The organism is Vibrio ruber DSM 16370 (assembly GCF_900163965.1).
Classification (GTDB): Bacteria; Pseudomonadota; Gammaproteobacteria; order Enterobacterales; family Vibrionaceae; genus Vibrio; species Vibrio ruber.
Map to the genome: position 1 here is coordinate 103,980 of NZ_FULE01000009.1, position 18,728 is coordinate 122,707.

General features: G+C 45.8%; 14 protein-coding genes. 6 read left to right on the forward strand and 8 right to left on the reverse strand.

Going from position 1 to position 18,728, the window contains the following annotated elements:
• Nucleotides 1-67: 67 nt before the first annotated feature.
• The gene (gene greA / locus VR7878_RS02965; RefSeq protein ID WP_077333292.1) at nt 68-541 is read right to left on the reverse strand and encodes a transcription elongation factor GreA; all 474 of its coding nucleotides are present in this window, start codon (nt 539-541) and stop codon (nt 68-70) included.
• 570 nt (nt 542-1,111) lie between these two features.
• On the opposite strand from greA, the gene VR7878_RS02970 reads away from it, so the two are divergent.
• Nucleotides 1,112-2,116, forward strand: a complete 1,005-nt coding sequence (locus VR7878_RS02970) for a porin (RefSeq protein ID WP_077333294.1) — start codon at nt 1,112-1,114, stop codon at nt 2,114-2,116.
• A gap of 99 nt (nt 2,117-2,215) precedes the next feature.
• Entirely contained in the window at nt 2,216-3,658 is a 1,443-nt protein-coding gene (gene dacB, locus VR7878_RS02975; RefSeq protein WP_077333296.1) for a serine-type D-Ala-D-Ala carboxypeptidase, read from the forward strand.
• A gap of 36 nt (nt 3,659-3,694) precedes the next feature.
• On the opposite strand, the gene tyrS is transcribed toward dacB, so the two are convergent.
• The gene (tyrS, locus tag VR7878_RS02980; protein WP_077333298.1) at nt 3,695-4,882 is read right to left on the reverse strand and encodes a tyrosine--tRNA ligase; all 1,188 of its coding nucleotides are present in this window, start codon (nt 4,880-4,882) and stop codon (nt 3,695-3,697) included.
• 129 nt (nt 4,883-5,011) lie between these two features.
• On the opposite strand from tyrS, the gene shyC reads away from it, so the two are divergent.
• Nucleotides 5,012-6,304 (forward strand): peptidoglycan DD-endopeptidase ShyC, encoded by a 1,293-nt coding sequence (shyC, locus tag VR7878_RS02985; protein WP_077333300.1) that lies wholly within the window; start codon nt 5,012-5,014, stop codon nt 6,302-6,304.
• A 122-nt stretch (nt 6,305-6,426) separates the two neighbouring features.
• On the opposite strand, the gene erpA is transcribed toward shyC, so the two are convergent.
• Complete coding sequence (erpA, locus tag VR7878_RS02990; protein ID WP_077333355.1) at nt 6,427-6,768, reverse strand: iron-sulfur cluster insertion protein ErpA; 342 nt, start codon at nt 6,766-6,768, stop codon at nt 6,427-6,429.
• Between the two features lie 412 nt (nt 6,769-7,180).
• On the opposite strand from erpA, the gene hemL reads away from it, so the two are divergent.
• The 3 genes from hemL (at nt 7,181) to rsmC (ending at nt 10,869) form a co-directional block, all read left to right on the forward strand.
• Complete coding sequence (hemL, locus tag VR7878_RS02995; protein WP_077333302.1) at nt 7,181-8,470, forward strand: glutamate-1-semialdehyde 2,1-aminomutase; 1,290 nt, start codon at nt 7,181-7,183, stop codon at nt 8,468-8,470.
• A gap of 212 nt (nt 8,471-8,682) precedes the next feature.
• On the forward strand, nt 8,683-9,756 hold the full coding sequence (locus tag VR7878_RS03000) for an AI-2E family transporter (protein ID WP_077333304.1): 1,074 nt from the start codon (nt 8,683-8,685) through the stop codon (nt 9,754-9,756).
• Between the two features lie 72 nt (nt 9,757-9,828).
• The gene (gene rsmC, locus VR7878_RS03005) at nt 9,829-10,869 is read left to right on the forward strand and encodes a 16S rRNA (guanine(1207)-N(2))-methyltransferase RsmC (RefSeq protein ID WP_077333306.1); all 1,041 of its coding nucleotides are present in this window, start codon (nt 9,829-9,831) and stop codon (nt 10,867-10,869) included.
• Nucleotides 10,870-10,972: 103 nt separating this feature from the next.
• On the opposite strand, the gene VR7878_RS03010 is transcribed toward rsmC, so the two are convergent.
• From VR7878_RS03010 to mrcB, 5 genes are all read right to left on the reverse strand, one after another.
• Nucleotides 10,973-12,202: an ammonium transporter AmtB gene (locus tag VR7878_RS03010; RefSeq protein ID WP_077333308.1), complete on the reverse strand. Its 1,230-nt coding sequence runs from the start codon at nt 12,200-12,202 to the stop codon at nt 10,973-10,975.
• A 27-nt stretch (nt 12,203-12,229) separates the two neighbouring features.
• Complete coding sequence (gene glnK, locus VR7878_RS03015) at nt 12,230-12,568, reverse strand: P-II family nitrogen regulator (RefSeq protein ID WP_077333310.1); 339 nt, start codon at nt 12,566-12,568, stop codon at nt 12,230-12,232.
• Between the two features lie 240 nt (nt 12,569-12,808).
• The gene (locus tag VR7878_RS03020) at nt 12,809-13,177 is read right to left on the reverse strand and encodes a YacL family protein (protein ID WP_077333312.1); all 369 of its coding nucleotides are present in this window, start codon (nt 13,175-13,177) and stop codon (nt 12,809-12,811) included.
• Between the two features lie 195 nt (nt 13,178-13,372).
• Complete coding sequence (gene acnB / locus VR7878_RS03025) at nt 13,373-15,970, reverse strand: bifunctional aconitate hydratase 2/2-methylisocitrate dehydratase (RefSeq protein WP_077333314.1); 2,598 nt, start codon at nt 15,968-15,970, stop codon at nt 13,373-13,375.
• Nucleotides 15,971-16,315: 345 nt separating this feature from the next.
• Nucleotides 16,316-18,685, reverse strand: coding sequence for a penicillin-binding protein 1B (gene mrcB / locus VR7878_RS03030; protein ID WP_077333316.1), 2,370 nt, complete (start codon nt 18,683-18,685; stop codon nt 16,316-16,318).
• Nucleotides 18,686-18,728: the final 43 nt, after the last annotated feature.

Sequence of the window (18,728 nt, forward strand, 5' to 3'; positions counted from 1 at the left end):
AAAGCCGCGTTAGCGGCTTTTTTTATTACGACTATCAACAACATCGATAAATAGCCTTTGCCATTTTTTATTTATACTCGACTTTATCGATATCGAAAGTTTTTTCACCGCCCGGGGTGACGATGGTGACTTCATCACCTTCGATCTTACCAATCAGCCCCCGCGCAATCGGAGAACTGACTGAAATACGTCCAGTTTTAATATCAGCTTCATCATCACCGACAATCTGGTAGCTTTTTTCCTCGTCGGTTTCCACATCAATCACTGTCACCGTCGAACCGAAAATAATTTTGCCGGAATTATCAAGCTTAGTGACATCAATGACTTGAGCAATGGACAGTTTATACTCGATATCGCGAATTTGGGCTTCACAGATTCCCTGTTCTTCCCGGGCAGCATGATACTCTGCATTTTCCTTCAGATCTCCCAGTTCACGAGCTTCAGCAATCGCCTGTGAAATCTTTGGCCGTAATTTCAGGAGTCGGTCAAGCTCTTCACGAAGGAGTTGCTCGCCACGAACCGTCATTGGAACTTTTTCCATTTTATACCTCGAAACCAAAGTTATCTTTGGACAAAACAAAACTACCCAATCCCCAAGGATTAGGTAGTTTTTCATTCAAATTGATGGTGCCAGTGTAAACAAAGTTGGTGGTGAAATCATCTAAATTCAAGGCACCAATTTAGAAATCTTTGACACGACCAATTTAGAGCACCGACTCGCCTCTGTGAAAAATTGATCCATGCCACAGAACATTATTCTAAATATGAAGCAAAAGTCGTAAAAAAAAATAAATATAGATTAAATTTTTCAAGTAATGGAACTTTGCCGAACCATATAAAAATCATTTAAAAACAAATACTTGATATTTATTTATATTCAATAAAATATCATTCAGCACGTTGATTTATATCATTTTACTAACTTTGTCTCAGTCTTGCATGTACAACTAGATTACGAAGAAGGCGAAAAGTTCAATGTTTCGTATGTTTTTATGTTGCATTGGGTGTATCGCATTACAGATGATGGACGATAGTCGCGATGCCTCGCTTAACAGGTCAGACCGATTATGTTCTTCAACGTTTATGGACAGTAAATTTTAGGATTAACAAGATGAAAAAAACTCTGATCGCTCTTGCAGTGGCAGGTGCTGCAGTGGCAACTGGCGTGAACGCTGGTGAACTATACAATCAAGACGGCACATCCCTAACGATGAAAGGACGTGTCGAAGCTATTCTTTCTCTGAAAGACGGTGATGCATCAGACGAATCTCGTACTCGTCTGGGTTTCTTAGGCAAACAAGAAATCAACGATAACCTGTATGGTCTAGGCTATTTCGAAGGCCAATTTACATCTGATGATGGTGATAGTGCAGGCAACGTAAAAAACGATAAAGACAGTGAAGTTCAAAATCGTTATACATACGCCGGTCTGGGTGGTACCTACGGTTTGGTGACTTACGGTAAGCAAGACGGTGTATTGACTCCGCTGTCTGATTTTACTGATATCATGTCATATCACGGTGACAACGCAGTTAAAAAACTGACTGTACTTGATCGTGCAGATAACCAATTAAAATATGCCGGTTCATTTGACAATCTGAATGTTTTTGCTGAATACCGTTTTGCTGACCGTGTTGAGGACAACACAGCTAACACTATTGATAATAATGATCAAGATGGTTACGGCCTGTCCGCAACTTATGCATTGGCAGATATCGGCGTTGATCTAGGTCTAGGTTACGGTGCACAAAATGATGACAATCAAATCGTTGCCACAGTTGCTTATACCCTGAATGACCTATACCTGTCAGCATTGTACAGCCACATCGACTTCGATGCAGCCGGTGCTGATGACTACGACGGTTATGAACTTGCAGCTTCTTATACCATCGATAAAACTAAACTGATTGCCACATATAACTATGGTGAAACAGATAAAGATGTCGCTAATTATCTTGCTCTAGAAGTTGCTTATTACTTCCAGCCAAACTTCCGCAGCTATGTGTCTTACAACATCAATATGCTTGATAAAGATGATGTAGACCTTGCCGGTAGCCCAATTGGTGATAATGCTACTGAAGATGATATGGTTGTAGGTCTACGCTACGACTTCTAATCTGAACCAGATTTAAGATCCTTAAAACGCCCGCGCTAGCGGGCGTTTTTTTATCTGGTTATACTAGTCGCATGACATCATTATATATTAGGTTACTTTGTGCTTCGGACGCTTCTGTTGACTATTGCCTGTTTTGTTCTGACTGCTGAATTATGCGCAGCTCAGGCAACGCCTTATACCCGTCTGCTGCCACCGACCAGCCGGACAGCACTGATCGTTGAACAACTGGACTCGCACCAACGAGAAATCGATACCGGCAGTCAGTCATTCTATCCTCCTGCCAGCACCATGAAGCTACTTACCGCACTGGCGGCTAAACTGGAACTGGGCGATCAATTCCGCTTCAAAACCTTATTAGGTCGTGCAGATCATGATTTGATTCTCCACTTTAGCGGAGATCCTCAGCTCACGACGGATGATTTGAAACAGATGTTTGTAGCGCTGAAGCAACAGGGTATTAAGCAAATTGACGGGAATTTGTGGCTCGATAATACACTGTTCAGCGGCTACGAAAGAGCCGTAGGATGGCCTTGGGATATTCTGGGAGTTTGCTACAGCGCCCCGTCGAGTGTCATTGTATTAGATGAAAACTGTGTTCCCGGATCAATTTACACGCAAAAGGATGGTAACACTCGCGTTTATATCCCTGAACAATACCCGATTTATGTTTCAACTCAGGCAAAAACAGTTTCATTACAACAACAAAAGCAGCAACTGTGCGATCTTGAGCTACGCAGCAATCATGAAAACAGCTACCGTTTGTCCGGGTGTCTGGTTCAGCGCAGTTCACCGCTCCCCTTAAAATTTGCGCTCCAGAATCCCAGCCTTTACGCGACACGTATTGTTTACAGAATTCTCAATCAACTGGGAATCAAACTCTCGGGAGATGTCATTGTCGGACACCCTCCCAAACCATTGCAACAAGTATTGGCTTATCATGAATCTAAACCGCTGGTTGAATTGCTTGATACCATGCTGAAAGAGTCTGATAACCTGATCGCCAATAATGTGACCAAAACGCTGGGTCATCAGTTTTTTGTACAAGCAGGGAGTTTTGCCAATGGGACAGAAGCAATCAAACAGATCTTATATGCCAAAGCTGGTATTGATCTCAAAAGCGCCCAACTGGTTGATGGTTCCGGATTATCACGGAATAATCGAATGACAGCGAATCAGATGGCAGCCGTATTACGGTATATCTGGCAGAATGATACATCATTGAATTTAATCGCGTTGTTACCTATGGCGGGTCAAAGCGGCACACTGAAATACCGCAAAAGTATGCGTTCTTCGGTTGTGAAAGGTCATTTAACTGCCAAAAGCGGTTCTTTGTACGGTAGTTATAACATGGCGGGATATGGGCTGGATAAAACAGGTCAGCCTCAGGTTCTGTTTGTTCAGTTTGTTACGGACTACTTCCCGGATGATCAGGAACAAACCGTTCAGACCCCATCACAACTTGAGCAGTTTGAAGAAAAACTGTATCGGGATATCATCCAGATGAGCCAACAAAAACAATCTTATCTATCCAGTATAAAATAAAGCCTGAATCATCACATCAGGCTTTATATAGGTATCTTACTGAATCGTCACGCGGGCAAATTTCCGCTTACCGACCTGAAGCACATAGGTGCCATTGTCAGGAATCCATTTGGTGTCCTGGATTTTCTCCCCTGCCGCTTTCGCAGCCCCCTGACGAATCATCCGCATCGCATCCGATGTCGATCCAACCAGACCGGCATCCTTTAAGATATTACCGATAGCGATACCGGATGAAAACGTGAATTCAGGCATTTCATCAGGGATCGCCCCTTTCTGGAAACGCGCAATGAATTCTTGCTCAGCACCATCAGCGGCAGCTTCATCGTGGAAACGCGCAATGATTTCTTTCGCCAGCAAAATCTTAATATCCCGAGGGTTCTTACCGGCAGCAACCTCGTCCTTAAACTGCTGGATTTCGGTCAGAGGCCGGAACGATAGCAAGTCATAATAGCTCCACATCAACTCGTCAGAAATCGACATAATTTTGCCAAACATGTCTTCGGGAGCTTCATTGATGCCGATATAGTTATGCGCTGACTTCGACATTTTCTTCTCGCCATCCAGACCAACGAGCAATGGCATCATCAGCACGACCTGCTGCTTTTGACCGTGTGCTTTTTGTAATTCACGCCCCATCAACAGATTAAATTTTTGGTCTGTCCCACCAAGCTCAACATCGGTTTCCATTGCTACGGAATCATAACCTTGCAGTAGCGGATACATAAATTCATGAATCGCAATCGGCTGACCACTATGATAACGCTTTTTAAAATCATCCCGTTCCAGCATACGGGCAACGGTCTGATTGGCTGCCAAACGAAGCATTCCCTCGGCACCTAATTCAGAAAGCCACTCGGAGTTAAACTGAATTTTTGTTTTTTCAGGATCGAGAATTTTAAAAACCTGCTCTTTGTAAGTCTCAGCATTACGAATCACATCTTCCCGGGTCAACGGCGGACGTGTGGTGTTTTTTCCTGTCGGATCGCCGACCATACCGGTGAAATCACCGATGAGGAAAGTCACTTCATGCCCCAGCTCCTGAAAAGCACGCAGTTTATTCAAAATCACAGTATGACCTAAATGAATATCCGGTGCGGTTGGATCAGCACCCAACTTAATTCTTAACGGACGGCCTTCTTTCAGTTTTGCTATCAGTTCCTCTTCAGGAATCAACTCTTCAACACCGCGCTTTATCTCAGCTAATGCGGTTTCAATTGTTGCCATTCTCGTTCGCTCCCACAAATTTGGCAGAAATTTATTAGTTAGATATATTACTTGAATAGCGATGCATTTTGAAACCAGTTAAACTATTGTTCTAAGGATTTTATGAACCATCGGTAAAACGCTGTCTATATGTTGTCTATTTTTGCTTGTCTGCCGCGATTACATCAAACACTAATTGGGTGTTTTTCTGCTTTAATCGTGATCGCTATTTTTTTTCTGCCCAATCCCAAAGAGCTTCAGGGAAAAGAAAAACAGCTCGAGATCGGTCGACATTATCCACTCTCAATCAATGCAGAAGCCCTTTCTCCCGGTGTCGCGATTCCGCCGACGGCTACACTCCGATGGGAACAGTACCAGGTTAAGTCCGGTGAAAGTGCCGCCGTTTTGTTTCAGCGGATCGGTCTGTCATCACGTCTTTTGTATGAATTAACCGCCAGTGACCCAGAGATCAAACAACAACTCACCCGCCTCCGTCCCGGTGATGAACTCAGTTTCGGCTTTGACGAAAATGATCAACTGGTGCAATTACGGCGAAGTCTCTCGACCTACGAAGCGTTTATGATTACCAAATCAGAGCACGGCTTTACCGCGAAGTTAGATAAAAAGGAAGTGCACTACCAATATAATTATGCTGAAGCTCAAATAACATCTAACTTCTGGAATGCTGCGATCAATGCCGGTTTAACCCCGAATCAAATTATGGCGCTGGCCGGTATTTTTGGTTGGGATATCGACTTTGCATTAGATATTCGCAAAGGAGATACATTCAGCCTGCTCTATCAGGAAGCCGTGGTCGAAGGCGAAATTGTCGGCAAAGGTAATATCATTGCTGCAACGTTTACCAATCAGGGCACAACATTTAAAGCCATTATTAACGATGATAATGGCGACTATTATGATGAAACCGGACGAGCCATGAAAAAAGCATTCTTGCGTTCGCCACTCGATTTTCGTCGTGTCTCATCAAACTTCAACCCACGCAGGCTTCATCCGGTGACCGGAAGAGTCAGGCCTCATCGGGGTACGGATTATGTCGCACCGGTCGGAACACCGATTTGGGCTGCCGGAGATGGGGTTGTCGTCAAATCAAGCTATAACCGCTTCAATGGTAATTATGTCTTTATCAAACATAGTAATACCTATATGACCAAATACCTCCACCTGAAACGCCGCTATGTGAAAACCGGGCAACGGGTGAAACAAGGGCAAAAAATCGGAGCCTTGGGGGGCACAGGACGAGTAACGGGGCCACACTTGCACTACGAGTTTTTAGTCCACGGTGTCCATAAAAATCCAAGAACAGTGTCACTCCCTCAGTCGGAATCACTCAGAGGACAAGCGAAGCAAACATTTATTGCCAACGCAAAAATCAGACTGCAACAACTCGAACGCTTCAGTCATCTGATGTACGCCAAACGTTAAGACACAACAAGTGCTGAGCCTGTGCGATGACACTGTAGTAAACGGGATGTTCAGGACTTGAATAAATCCCATCCATGTCGGCTCGAATACGGCGATCCGACATGGTTGTTCAGGATAGGATATCAGACACTAAATGAGGCACCACAACCACAAGTGGTTGTTGCATTGGGGTTATTCACGAAAAAGCGCGATCCTTCCAGCCCTTCGGTATAATCAACCTCTCCGCCAATCAGATATTGCAGACTCATTGGATCGACCACCAATGTGACCCCACAATTTTCGATGGTCATATCCCCATCGTTAACATTTTCATCAAATGTAAATCCGTACTGAAAACCGCTACAACCGCCACCGGTAATATAAACCCGTAGTTTTAATGACTGATTTTCTTCTTCGGCAATCAGCGCTTTCACTCGCTTTGCTGCCGCATCAGAAAATGTCAGCGGTATATTTACATCACTCACAACAACCTCTCTCATGCTTCGATATATCTTGCTAACATAGTTTCAGTCAACGGCATCACAGTCAACATTGTTGCATCAGATATACTTTATTATCTTACCCTGATTATCTAATACCTGACTGAGCCGTTCAAGTATTCACCGCATACATCAGACGAACTTTCTGTCTCAAATAGCAATAATCATTCCCTCAACAGCTCCATATATAGCCATCGATATACTCTCATATATTACTCAAAATCTTGACATCATTCAGTGTAAGGCGCCCAATCAGCTGAACCGGCACAAATTCTGTCACAAAACCTGTCCATCCGTTGGCATTTCAGGAAAAAATCGAAAAAAATATTTCTCTTGAGATTATCAATAGTACAATGCTTGCCAAGTTGGTCCAAACACTCAAAAGAGGATAATTCCCATGACCAAATCATCTGATCTATATCAACAGGCACAGACTACGATTCCCGGTGGTGTCAATTCACCGGTGCGCGCCTTTAACGGTGTCGGTGGCACGCCGATTTTTATCGACAGAGCAGACGGTCCATTCGTTTTTGATGTTGATGGCAGAGCTTATATCGACTACGTCGGTTCATGGGGCCCGATGATTTTAGGCCATAATCATGCCGTGATTCGAGAATCAGTCATTGGAGCAGTACAAAAAGGATTGAGTTTCGGTGCACCGACTGAACAAGAAATAGCGATTGCTGAACTGGTTTCAGAACTTGTGCCATCGATGGAACAGTTACGGATGGTCAACTCCGGCACAGAAGCAACCATGAGTGCTATCCGTCTGGCACGCGGATATACCGGCCGCGACAAAATCATCAAGTTTGAAGGCTGTTACCACGGTCATGCGGATAGTCTTCTGGTCAAAGCCGGATCGGGAGCACTCACATTGGGTCAACCGAGCTCTCCCGGCGTACCGGCTGACTTTGCCAAATATACATTGACGGCTCGCTTTAATGATCTTGATTCAGTGAAAGCACTGTTCGATGCCAATCCAGACGAAATCGCCTGCATTATTGTCGAACCGGTTGCCGGTAATATGAACTGTATTCCACCGGTCGAAGGCTTCTTGGAAGGGCTCAGAACCCTTTGTGATGACGCCGGCGCCTTGTTGATTTTTGATGAAGTCATGACGGGTTTCAGGGTCGCTTTGGGTGGCGCTCAGGCACACTACAACATTAAACCTGACTTAACCACGCTTGGTAAAGTCATTGGGGGCGGAATGCCCGTCGGTGCTTTTGGCGGCCGCAAAGAAGTGATGCAATATATTGCCCCGACCGGGCCTGTTTATCAGGCAGGGACACTCTCTGGCAATCCGGTGGCGATGGCTGCAGGTTATGCTTGTCTCAGTCTGTTAAAAGAAGAAGGCAACGAAAAACGCCTCGCCTCAAAAACTAAACAGCTGGCCGATGGCTTTAAATTTTTCGCAGACAAACATGGTATTCCGCTACTGGTGCATCAGGTCGGCGGGATGTTCGGCTTTTTCTTTACTGATCAACAACAAGTGACCTGCTATGAAGATGTTGCCCGTTGTGATGTTGAGAAATTTAAACGCTTCTTCCACCTGATGCTTGATCACGGTGTCTACATGGCGCCATCCGCTTTTGAAGCCGGATTTACCTCACTGGCACACTCTTCTCAGGAAATTGAAGCAACATTAGAAGCAGTGGATCGCAGCTTCGCCATGATGGCCAACGACTAAGTTATTGCACGATGGCAAAAGTTCAAGGCGCTCTCACCAGAGCGCCTTTTCTGTATCACCTTCTTTGTATCAGAGATGAGTAAAAACCCCGAACAAACACAATTTCTGGCAGAGGTTTACCATTTATAACATTGTGATGATTGATCACGATCTGAATAGCCGTCATGATACGAGTCTATATCTGAATATGAGTCACCGAAGGTAGAAACAACGTGAATACCATCTCCAGCCACCGAGTGATTGTCACTGCATTACTCGTTGCAGCCATCGCATGTTACTTGCTCATCGAGCCTTACATCAATTCAATCATACTGGCTTTTATTATTTCCTTACTGGTTTATCCGCTCCACCAGCGTCTGGAACAGAAACTCGGTTCCTACAGAAATTTTGCTTCATTTCTATCCTGTGTCATTCTCACTTTTATTATTGTGCTGCCATTATTATTGGTGTTTGGCGCGATCGCCCAACAAGGTGCCCGATTCTCTCAGACGCTCTATCAGTGGGTGACTCATGGTGGTGTTCAGGAAATTTTCAATCATCCTTGGGTTGTCAAAGCAATGGACTTTGCCAATACCTACCTGCCTTTTAGCACTATCGAACCGTCCGAGATTGCTGAAAGAGTCGCTAAAATCTCCAGCCAAGCCGGGACACAACTCGTCGGTTTCAGTGCCAAACTCGTCGGTGATGCCACAGCATTTATCATGGACTTTTTCCTGATGCTGTTCGTACTGTTTTTCCTGCTGCGCGATTACGAAAAAATCATCACTACTTTACGCCATGTGATTCCCCTGTCTCGCAGTCAGGAGGATCGGTTGCTGGAAGAGATCGAAAAAGTATCTAAATCAGCAGTGATGGGCTCTTTTTTGACAGCACTGGCACAGGGCGTTGCCGGAGGTATAGGCATGTGGCTTGCGGGGTTCCCCGGCCTGTTCTGGGGAACGATGATCGGCTTTGCTTCCTTTATTCCGATTGTCGGCACAGCATTGATATGGATACCGGCCAGTACATATCTGTTGCTGACCAACGATATATCCTGGGGGATTTTTCTTATCGTCTGGAGTGTCGTGGTTGTCGGCTCAATTGATAATTTACTGCGCCCTTTCCTGATGCAGGGCAGTTCAGGCATGAATACACTGATGATCTTTTTCTCATTATTGGGCGGTATCCATCTGTTTGGCCTGATGGGATTGATATATGGCCCGCTGATTTTTGCTATCACGATTGTGCTGTTCAATATTTATGAAGAAGAGTTTCAGTCATTTCTCAACCGACAAGATAAAAGTTAAATAACTTCAAGCAATCTACAGATTATGAGAAAATCGCGCTTCTTTTTGTGATACCGAATGTAGAGCACCATCATGTCGAGTGAATATTTCTCAGTCCAGAATTCAGCGCCAAGCCAAATCGCTGAACGCCAATTAGCCTATTTTCAGGGAAAACACTTGCTGGTCGCCGGTGAAATCGAAGACCAGTTTCCCCTGCAACTGCGACAGACGTGTCAGTCTGTCTCCATCTTTACTACACACTATGGCTACTATCGGCAGATCGCGAACACTCCCGACATTACAGCCTATTTTGGCGCAACATTAAGCGATACCTGCCATGCGGATATGGTTTTGCTTTACTGGCCAAAAGCAAAACAGGAAGCTGAATACCTGCTTGCCATGCTCATGACCAAACTCGGTCCGGGGACTGAAATTGTTGTTATCGGTGAAAATCGCTCCGGTATCAAAAGCATTGAAAAGTTATTTGAACCCTACGGCATTATCCGTAAGTATGATGCTGCCCGACGCTGTTCTTTCTACTGGGGAGAATGCAGCCATCCTCCGGAACAGTTCAATATGCAGGACTGGTTTAAAACTTACACTGTCAATTACCAGCAAAAGGAAATCATCGTCAAAAGTCTGCCCGGTGTATTTAGTCACGGGGAATTCGATCTCGGCAGTCAGTTATTGTTAGATAACCTATCTGATGTGCGGGGAGACGTCCTGGATTTCGGCTGTGGCGCAGGTGTCATCGGTACCGTTATTGCTGCGAAGTATCCGGCAGTCACCATCTCGATGTGTGATGTCAGTGCCTTCGCGATTGAGTCCAGTAAAGCGACGCTGGCGGCAAATGGTCTGGATGGCCATGTTTTCCCGTCAGATATCTATTCAGATGTGACAGCCAGCTACGATCATCTCATTAGTAACCCACCGTTTCATTCAGGGCTGGGGACAAGTTATCATGTCAGTGAGACGTTCCTGACTCAGTCCCCACACTATTTAAAACCACGGGGACGGCTCACCATTGTTGCCAATAGTTTCCTCAAATATCCGCCGCTGATTGAACAAGCACTGGGGCGCTGTGACACACTGGCAAAAACCAACAAGTTTGCCATTTATCAAGCCGCACATTAATTGATAAATGCGCTAATCCCCCGTCATTCAGTCAATTCTGATAAATAATACAAAAAACCTGCCCGAATCGGGCAGGTTTTCACTATCTTGATATGTGAATCGTTTATTTCGCAGTTACGAATTCAGGATAAGCACCGACACCACAATCGTGCATATCCATCCCTTCCATCTCTTCTTCTTCCGTGACACGAATTCCCATCGTCGCTTTGAGGATACCCCAGACAATCAGGCTGGCTCCAAATACCCAACCAAAGATAACCACAGCGCCTAACAACTGAGAACCAAATGATGCATCCGCATTGCTGATTGGCACAACCATCACACCAAACAGACCACACACACCGTGCACAGAGATAGCCCCGACTGGATCATCGATTTTCACTTTATCCAACGCTACAATCGCGAAGACCACAATCACCCCGGCAACCGCACCGATCGCAACCGAGTACATCGGTGACGGAGAAAGCGGATCCGCCGTAATTGCAACCAAGCCAGCCAACGCACCGTTCAGTACCATGGTTAAATCCGCTTTACCCCAAGTGGTTTTACAGACTAATAATGCAGCTAAGGCACCGGCTGACGCAGCAGCATTGGTATTCAAGAAGATCTTACCGACCGCGGAGGCATTAGCAGCATCGGAAATCATCAACTGCGAACCACCGTTGAAACCAAACCAACCGAACCACAGAATGAAGGTACCCAGTGTTGCCAGCGGCATATTTGAACCGGGAATCGGGTGAACTTCACCATTTTTACCATACTTACCTTTACGGGCACCGAGTAGTAAAACACCAGCTAAAGCAGCAGCAGCACCCGCCATATGAACAATACCTGAGCCGGCAAAGTCACTGAAACCAGCAGCAGAAAGGAAACCACCGCCCCATGTCCAGTAACCTTCAACAGGATAGATAAAGCCTGTCAGTACCACAGAGAAGATCAAAAACGCCCACAGTTTCATTCGCTCAGCCACAGCGCCAGACACTACTGACATCGCTGTTGCAACAAATACAACCTGGAAGAAGAAATCTGATTCTAAAGAGTGGTCGGCATCTGCCGCTTGTGAGCCGATCAAGCCACCAAATGAAGGCAGCCAGCCCCCTTCGGTATTATCAACATACATAATGTGATAACCGACGATGAGATATAACGTACAAGCGATCGCGTACAAGACAAAGTTTTTCGTCAGAATCTCAGTGGTATTCTTTGAACGAACCAAACCAGATTCCAGCATTGCAAATCCAGCGGCCATCCACATGACAAGTGCGCCCGAAATGAGGAAGTAAAAGGTATCCAGCGCGTAACGTAACTCCGTTACAGTTACTGATAATTCCATAACAGTCTCTCCAATCCTTAGAATCTTTTAAAGTGCTTCTGAATCTGTTTCACCGGTACGAATTCGTACCGCTTGGCTCAGATCATAAACAAAAATCTTACCATCACCGATTTTGCCTGTGTGTGCCGCTTTAATGATGGCTTCAACAACACGGTCAACATTGTCACTCTGTGTTGCGATTTCAAGTTTAACTTTCGGTAGAAAATCAACCTGATACTCAGCGCCACGATAAAGCTCAGTATGGCCTTTCTGACGACCAAATCCCTTCACTTCTGAAACGGTCATTCCTTCGATACCTACATCAGATAAAGCCTCACGGACATCGTCTAATTTAAAAGGTTTTATAATTGCATTAATTAATTTCATGGCGTCCTCTCTCGAGCTGTACTCCGGTTACTCACTTTTAAATCCAAGGTACGTGCCAAGTTTTTAAACCATTGATTACAATCAATAAAATTAACAATAGAGGGAAATTTAAACCACATGCGCACCAATACGGTGCACTGGTTTCACAAAAATAAGGCGTCTTTGGAAAACCTCACCACGGTTGTGCAAGGTAAATCACGGGTTTTGAGAGAAGGAAACGACTCGTTTGGAATGGAAAGATTAATTTTGCGTGAATTGCAGCCACTGCACGAGCATCGATTCAAAATCATCGAGACCACAAGTCGCGCTGCTTTCACTTTCATATAACTCAAATTCATCTTCAAAATCATGATGATTCGGGTGTGTCAGGATATTTTCAAAAATCGTCACTTCGCCTTCCAGCACCTTCAGTGATATTTCTCTGCCAAACCAGACCTGCTCAGTGAAATCATCTTGATATGCGGATTGCAGCAACTGTAAAACCTGCTCAATGATTGTGCGATCCGTACCCATTTCATCTTCAAGAAGACGGGAAATAACCCCGTGTTCCATATTAAATGCAGCGTAATACTCACCTAATAACATATTTTTTCTGAATTCAAATTCCATAATACCGGGATTCATTGAGACACATTCAAAGTGGTACTTAGTATATACGGAAGTCATTTAAGATACAGGCATCAGCCTCCTGTCTGCGCATGTTCACGATCAGGCTGACAACACAATATGACCTAAAGGAGGAAATTTCTGATAAAAAATCCCTCCATGCGGAGGGATTCTATCTCAGTCTGATAGCGACAGAACCTATGCAGGCTCTTGGAAAATCACGGTATCTGCTTTTTCGGTATACTGATTCATCTTATGGAAGTTCAGATAACGATAGGTATCCGCAGCAGTCGCATCAATTTTCGCAGCATACTCAAGATACTCTTGCGTCGTCGGAATGCGTCCCAAAATTGCACCCACGGCTGACAGCTCCGCAGAAGCAAGGAACACATTCGCACCGGCACCCAGACGGTTCGGGAAGTTACGGGTTGAAGTAGACATCACCGTTGATTTATCTGCCACACGGGCTTGGTTACCCATACACAGAGAACATCCCGGTGTTTCAATCCGCACCCCGGCACGACCAAAGATACCGTAATAGCCTTCTTCAACCAATTGATCTTTATCCATCTTGGTTGGCGGTGCCACCCATAAACGAGTCTCTAACTGACCGGTGTAGTTATCCAGTAGCTTACCGGCTGCACGGAAATGGCCGATATTGGTCATACAAGAACCGATAAATACTTCATCAATCGGTGTGCCTTGTACTTCAGACAGTAAACGAGCATCGTCCGGATCGTTTGGCGCACATAAAATCGGCTCATTGATTTCATCTAAATCAATTTCCAGCACATGGGCATAATCGGCATTGTCATCAGCACGCATCATCTCTGGCTTATCCAGCCATTCTTGCATGGCACGAACACGACGCTCGATTGTACGGACATCGCCATAGCCTTCAGAAACCATCCACTTGAGCATCACAATGTTCGACTGCAGATATTCTTCAATCGACTCTTGAGACAGTTTGACCGTACAACCGGCAGCGCTTCGTTCAGCCGAAGCATCAGACAACTCAAACGCTTGCTCAACGGTTAAATGCTCCAATCCTTCAATTTCGAGAATCCGGCCTGAGAATTCATTAATCTTGCCTGATTTTGCGACCGTGAGCAGCCCATCTTGAATAGCAAAATAAGGAATTGCATGAACCAAATCACGCAGCGTAATTCCCGGTTTCATTTTGCCTTTAAAACGCACTAAAACCGATTCAGGCATATCCAACGGCATCACACCGGTTGCGGCGGCAAAAGCGACCAGACCAGACCCGGCAGGGAAAGAGATACCCAGCGGGAAACGGGTATGTGAGTCACCACCAGTCCCGACAGTATCCGGCAACAACATGCGGTTGAGCCATGAGTGGATAATGCCATCGCCCGGACGGAGAGAGACACCACCGCGATTCATAATGAAATCAGGGAGTGTATGGTGTGTATTGACGTCAACAGGCTTAGGATAGGCTGACGTATGGCAGAAAGACTGCATCACCAAATCAGCGGAAAAGCCAAGACACGCCAAATCTTTCAGTTCATCACGCGTCATTGGTCCGGTCGTATCTTGCGACCCGACAGTCGTCATTTTCGGCTCGCAATAAGTGCCGGGACGAACGCCCTGAACACCACAAGCTTTACCAACCATTTTTTGCGCCAGAGTAAAGCCTTTGCCGCTGTCTTTCACCGGTGCAGGGCGACGGAAAACATCCGACGGCTCAAGGCCAAGAGATTCACGCGCTTTATCCGTTAAACCACGGCCGATAATCAGCGGAATCCGCCCGCCGGCACGCACTTCATCGATCAACACACCAGTTTTCAGTTTGAACTCAGCCAGTACCTTATCCGAGTCGTGTTCACAAACTTTGCCTTCATAAGGATAAATATCAATGACATCACCCATATTCAGCTTGGAAACATCCACTTCAATTGGCAATGCACCCGCATCTTCCATCGTGTTGAAGAAAATCGGAGCAATTTTACCACCGAGGACATAACCACCGGCACGTTTGTTCGGCACATAAGGGATATCTTCGCCCATGAACCATAATACAGAGTTGGTTGCCGATTTACGTGAGGAGCCAGTCCCGACGACATCACCGACATAAGCCAGTGGGTAACCTTTTTCTTTCAATGCTTCGATTTGTTTGACGGGGCCAACTTTACCGACTTCGTCCGGTTCAATCCCTTCCCGCTCATTTTTGAGCATTGCCTGCGCATGAACAGGAATATCTGGGCGGGACCAAGCATCCGGTGCCGGAGATAAATCATCGGTATTGGTTTCACCGCTCACTTTAAATACAGTCAGAGTCACCTTTTCAGGCATACTTTTTTTAGACAAGAACCACTCAGCATCAGCCCAAGATTGAAGCACCTGTTGAGCGTAGGTATTTCCGGCTTTGGCTCTTTCTTCGACATCATAAAAGGCATCGAACATCAACAGCGTATGAGATAATGCCTCAACTGCCGTCGGGGCTAACTTATCGTCATCAAGAAAAGAAACCAAGGGTTCAATATTGTATCCGCCTTGCATCGTGCCCAGCAGCTCCGCCGCTTTGACTCGGTCAATCAATGGAGAGGTCACTTCTCCTTTGGCGACAGCAGCAAGAAAACCGGCTTTGACATAAGCGGCTTCATCAACACCGGGGGGAATACGATTTTCAAGCAGATCAAGAATGAATGCTTCTTCTCCTTGCGGAGGAGATTTTAATAACTCAACCAAACCAGAAACTTGTTCAGCATCCAGAGGTTTAGGGACAACTCCTTCTGCGGCACGCTCTTCGACGTGTTTACGATAGGCTTCAAGCACGACTTTTTCCTCTCATTGCGGTTCATTCACTTTATTATAGCTATAGGAACGAACGTCCTTGGAAACTTGGCACTCCGTGCAGAGACAAACTCAAATTATCTTAGCCGGGGAGGCCAAACGGTTGATGCAGAATAGCAAACTTACTCATAAATGGAAACGTATACTCTTTGACCCACGCAGCAACTTCTGACGAAACTTTTCACGGCGTTTCAAGCCAGAGCCCCAAATACCTCTCCACGCATAAAGTAAGGCTGAAAAGCCCCATAATTAGTAGTCTTTTCAGCCAAGTATCATGCCATGAATGAAGTCACATCTGATGGCTTCATATCGCTGTTAATGAAAACATTACCATTCGAAAATTTTTCTCAGCCAACGCAAAGGCTTATCATTTTCTTCACAGCGTTGTTTCCATGTATGGTCCGCATCCCAGACCGGAAGTTTGAATTTATCATCGCAGTCAAGGCTGAGCACACCATGACGATCTTTATCGAACCCAATCATGGTGATGCCCTGCGGCCACGGCAAATGCAATACCTTCGGCACGCGTTTTTGCAGATAATCGGCATAGACACGTAAAGCCCCGCTAGCTCCTGTCAGCCCGGTTGATTTGTTATCATCCCGGCCAACCCAGATTGTGGTTACTTCTCGGCCATCGACACCGACAAACCAACTGTCCCGATAATCATTGGTAGTCCCGGTTTTACCGGCAAGCATTGCCCAGGAAAAACGATTGTGCAGATATCGGCCTGTACCTTCAATTACCCCTCGTTTCATCGCGTAAGTCGTTAACCAAGCAGCCTGTTGTGAGACTGCCTGAGTACTTTTAGGGATTGACTGATACAAAACATTGCCGTCCAGATCGATCACCGAACGTAATGCAGATAACTTCGATCGTCTGCCGGAGTTGGTGAGGGTCTGATACATTTGTGCCACCTCAATAGGGGTGAGCGAGAACGAACCTAAAAACATCGAAGGCACCGGACGAATTTCTTGCCCGTCAACACCGAGATGAACCAGCGTATCACTCACCTGCGGAATTCCCAGAGTCATGCCCAGTTTAATCGTCGGAATATTGATCGATTTGGCCAAAGCAAGATACAGGGGGACATCTCCCCGGAACTGATGGTCAAAGTTTTGGGGGGTCCAGATATCTCCCTGATCAGATTTCAAACTAATCGGCTGATCATCCAGCGTCGTTGCCAGATTATATTTACCCGGATCATTCAGTGCTGTCAGATAAATCGCAGGCTTCACCAGCGATCCGATCTGCCTGCGACCATTCAGCACACGATTAAAGCCATCGAATCCGATCCGAACCCCACCGACCATAGCCCGGATTTCCCCACTCTGACGATCCACTGCTATGGCTGCGGCCTCCAGACCTTTACCCAACTGCGGTACTTTCTTTTGCACAGCATCTTCGAGCTCAGACTGAGAAACCGGATCCAATGTGGTAAAGACACGCAACCCTTTATCGGATTTAAACCGGTCACCGACTTTATCTTTCAATTCAATCGCCAGTTGCTGAAAATAAGCAGGCTGACGTCTGGCAATATGGGGATTTTCCTGCACATCTAACGGGCGCTCGACGGCCTGAGCATACTGCCTTGCCGTCAGAATATCCTGTTGCATCATGAGTTTGAGGACAAGATCTCGTCGCTCTCTGGCACGCTCAGGATAACGAACCGGATTGTAATAAGACGGCCCTTTCACCATACCAACTAATAAAGCCAGTTGATCAATTCTCAATTCTTGCAACGGCTGACCGAAATACAAACGGGATGCCAAGCCAAAACCGTGTACTTCTTCAGCACCATTCTGCCCCAGATAAACCTCATTCAAGTAAGCTTCAAGAATTCGATCTTTACTGAAACGGTAATCAATAATCAGTGCCATATAAGCTTCTTGCAGCTTTCTGACGATGGTTCTCTGGCTTGAGAGAAAAATATTCTTGGCTAACTGTTGGGTCAGCGTGCTGCCCCCCTGAACCGTTCGCCCTGCACGCACATTGGCAACCAAAGCCCTCAAAATAGCAAAAGGCGAAACCCCCTCATGCTGATAGAAATTCCGGTCTTCCGTTGCCAGCAATGCATCAATCATCACTTCCGGAAATTGCTCCCGACGCAAAAATAACCGCTGCTCTGTAATATTTTTCTCCAGCATTCCCAGCATTTTCGGTTCGAGACGCAGAAAACCGATGTCCTGATGTTTGTCCAACGACTGAATCCGGGTCAAACCCTCATCGTCAAAATAAAGCATCACGTGTCGATCAGGTTCAGGACCGTCGGCAAACTCAAAGGGACGACGGATCAATTCAATTTTGGTTGAAGATGCCGAATACTCCCCGGCATAACGCGGCCGGGCAACTTTGCGGTAATTCAAGATATCCAGCTCATGTCGCAACCCGTCCAGACTGATATCATCACCGGGAGACATCGATAAGATTCGGGCATAAACAACGGTAGGCAGATCAAAAAGTTGGCCCTCAAACTTTTCACTCACGAGATTATTGAGATACACCCCATAGAATCCAATCACGATGGCAAGGATAAGACCGACTTTCCAACCAATTCGCCACAATTTGCCAAACCACCCGGTACGTTTCGCGGCCGTTTTCTGACTCGAACTTTGTGCTTGTTTTGTCCCGGATTGTTTTGTCCCGGAAAGGCGACGATCAGAACGTCGTCTTTTCTGCTGATTCTTTTGACTACTCATTGAATTAATTATCGCTTCGTTTCTGTCTTTGCTCTGGATGATT

What these genes read in the sequence shown, in the direction of transcription:
- rsmC (WP_077333306.1), top strand. Translation starts at nt 9,829, where the DNA reads ATGTCGAGTGAATATTTCTCAGTCCAGAATTCAGCGCCAAGCCAAATC.
- glnK (WP_077333310.1), bottom strand. Translation starts at nt 12,568, where the DNA reads ATGAAATTAATTAATGCAATTATAAAACCTTTTAAATTAGACGATGTC.
- tyrS (WP_077333298.1), bottom strand. Translation starts at nt 4,882, where the DNA reads ATGGCAACAATTGAAACCGCATTAGCTGAGATAAAGCGCGGTGTTGAA.
- greA (WP_077333292.1), bottom strand. Translation starts at nt 541, where the DNA reads ATGGAAAAAGTTCCAATGACGGTTCGTGGCGAGCAACTCCTTCGTGAA.
- VR7878_RS03020 (WP_077333312.1), bottom strand. Translation starts at nt 13,177, where the DNA reads ATGGAATTTGAATTCAGAAAAAATATGTTATTAGGTGAGTATTACGCT.
- shyC (WP_077333300.1), top strand. Translation starts at nt 5,012, where the DNA reads ATGTTGTCTATTTTTGCTTGTCTGCCGCGATTACATCAAACACTAATT.
- hemL (WP_077333302.1), top strand. Translation starts at nt 7,181, where the DNA reads ATGACCAAATCATCTGATCTATATCAACAGGCACAGACTACGATTCCC.
- mrcB (WP_077333316.1), bottom strand. Translation starts at nt 18,685, where the DNA reads ATGAGTAGTCAAAAGAATCAGCAGAAAAGACGACGTTCTGATCGTCGC.
- VR7878_RS03010 (WP_077333308.1), bottom strand. Translation starts at nt 12,202, where the DNA reads ATGGAATTATCAGTAACTGTAACGGAGTTACGTTACGCGCTGGATACC.
- VR7878_RS02970 (WP_077333294.1), top strand. Translation starts at nt 1,112, where the DNA reads ATGAAAAAAACTCTGATCGCTCTTGCAGTGGCAGGTGCTGCAGTGGCA.